The following is a 2,624-nucleotide window of genomic DNA, read 5'->3' as shown; positions in this document are numbered from 1 at the left end:
TTCTTATAAGTATGCTTGAGCCGTATGTCTTAAAAGGGACACGTACGGTTCTTAGAAGAGGGGAGACAAGTAATTGTCTCTTCTTATTCGACGTAATATTACTATTTTAAAACATGAAAAAATAATAAATTATAATAAAACAAAAAGTACACTAAATAGAATTAAAAAGAAAAATATGAATTCTAAACCCGCAAAAACAATAAAACTTCAATAAAAACTACATTAAAAGTAAGTACACCCAACTGTGCAATTCATCCACGATCTAAAAGAGGTCGTGGTATTCTTGCATTATTAAGATAAATGTATGTTCATGACAACAAGTGGAGTATTGCACGTTTACAGGCACAATGACCGAGGCATTATCGACTGGAGATACAATTACAATCTTAATGGAAAGATGAAAACATTATGCTCAAAAAGCCTGCTGAAACTTGAGCAGAGAGTTAAATCAATGAGACTGTCATGGATCATCAAGGACGATGACATCTATGAGGAAAACATCAGCAGGGAACTTGAGGAAATGGAGGATTACTGTATACTGGATGATGTATACTGATTTCAACAGTACATAAAGCAAAAGCTTTAATTGACTTATATTTTTTATACGACAAAAATATAATCATGTGAAAATGATGAATAATCTTCATCGTTTTTCCTAAATTCATTAAAAAAAAATATGAGTTGTGTAAAAAATGAAGTATGAAAAGATAATGCTGATAACCATGGTGTTATTGGCGATTTTAACAATAGGAGCTGTCAGCGCATCTGAAGACACATCAGATGACAACCTGACAGTTTCACAGCAACCCGATGTTGTTGAAACATCACCAATTGATGACACAATAGCATCGGATGATGTTGACGAGCTAAAAACAGACAATAGACAAGAAGTTGAATTCGACATAACAATTCCCGAATCAGTAAGGGTCGGCGATCTCACAGACTATGATATTGACCCGCCGGCAGTGGAATATTCCATTATGAGTGATGCAACCGGAGACCTTACCATTGAAATAGACAATAAGACATACTACCGCACAGTTCTTAACGGTTATGATGGCGACTATTTCTACTTGAATGGCCTGGACATAAGTTATGGCACCCATCTGGTCCAAGTCAAATATGCAGGGGATGCGAATTTCCTGCCGTTCAACTACACGAAAAATGTTGATTTCTATTACATGAACGTGAATGTTCCGAAACCAGTGCAGATAGGATATTGGAATGACATGCAAATCACAGTCGAATTTGCAGTGAACGCCACAGGAAAACTGAAGGTCCTCATTGACGGTGAGGAATTTGAAACCTACACTAATATTGCAAACCAACTATATGATGAATATATTGAAGAATACACCTCAGAAATAAATGTTGACCTGTCTGACGAGGATTGGACACTGGGCAACCATACATATGAAATAATCTACACCGGAGGCAATTATCCCAACAAGACATTAAAGGGCAACTTCACGGTGGATTATATATTCGAGGTTTACAGTTCAAAACTAGACGATAATGATATAGGATATGGTGAAGAGGTTGAAGTCGACATTCGTCTCCCTGACCCAACAGGCAGCCTGGTGCTGAACATCAACGGCCAAGATCATGTGATTGGCTTTGACAGTCATAATTATGACTGTTTGGAATATGTGCTTCCAAGTCTCAATTACGGCAGGAACACTCTAACATTCACATATACCCATAATAGATATCCTCAAAAGAAAATCAACTATACAGTAAATGTCCAAAGTATAATATCAAGGGATTCAGATGATTATGAAGTAGAATATAACTCCGGCAATGGCAACTATTCCATACTGCTGCCGGACAATGCCAAAGGAAACCTGAGCATATATGAAGCGATTTACAATTATGAAACAGAAGATTACAGCCTTGGAGATTTAATCAAGACAACACCAGTGGTTGATGGAAAAGCATCCATAGGCATTGACGACTTGTCCATAGGCTACTATAATGTAATCGTCAAGTATGACGGTGACGATTATGCGGTTGAGAATAATACGGAATCTTTCCAAATCATTCCTAAAGCTGATTATCCTAAAGGCATATGGAGCCAATCAACAGATGATCATTGCGTGACTGTTGAAACACCATCCGATTCAACCGGAAACTTAACCATTGGAGTGTATGGAAGTGAATACGATGATTATAGTGAAACTTATTATCCTGGCAACTTGATTGAGGAATTATACAATGGCAGTGCAGGCGCAACTGTTACAAGAACAATTCCTAAACTCGAAGTGGGCAAATATTACATTGTCGTCAAATACATTGATGAAACAACTTCCCACACCAAGCACTACGGCCTTGAGGTCAAGGACAGTGATCCTAACTGGGAAATGATAGTCGACATTCCATCCGAATTGACAATCGACTATGATGATGAAAACGTCTTCTGGTATTTCCCAGACAATGTCCCGGAAGACGCTGACGGGGAATTTGAATTTTACATAGACAACCAACTTAAAGAAAAAACCAGTGTGGAAGATTATGATGAATCCTATGAGTATAATTATGAGGACTTAACCAAGGGCATGCACACCTGGCAGCTCAAATACACCGGAGACTCCTACTACCTTCCAACATCTGCATCAGGCAGCTTC

Annotated in this window: 2 protein-coding genes; both read left to right on the top strand. The window is 38.1% G+C overall.

Annotation, left to right across the window (positions count from 1 at the left end; all coding sequences use genetic code 11):
- The first annotated feature begins 310 nt into the window (after window positions 1-310).
- Window positions 311-556 carry a hypothetical protein gene (locus tag QZU77_RS10725; RefSeq protein WP_295603967.1) on the top strand — a complete coding sequence of 82 codons (246 nt, stop codon included), beginning with the start codon at window positions 311-313 and terminating at the stop codon, window positions 554-556.
- Between the two features lie 136 nt (window positions 557-692).
- The coding region (locus tag QZU77_RS10720; protein ID WP_295603965.1) for a hypothetical protein at window positions 693-2,624 on the top strand (1,932 nt) is incomplete at its 3' end.

Origin of the sequence: uncultured Methanobrevibacter sp., assembly GCF_902774605.1 — an archaeon.
Taxonomy (GTDB): domain Archaea; phylum Methanobacteriota; class Methanobacteria; order Methanobacteriales; family Methanobacteriaceae; genus Methanocatella.
This window is presented reverse-complemented; position numbering and strand designations above follow the sequence as displayed.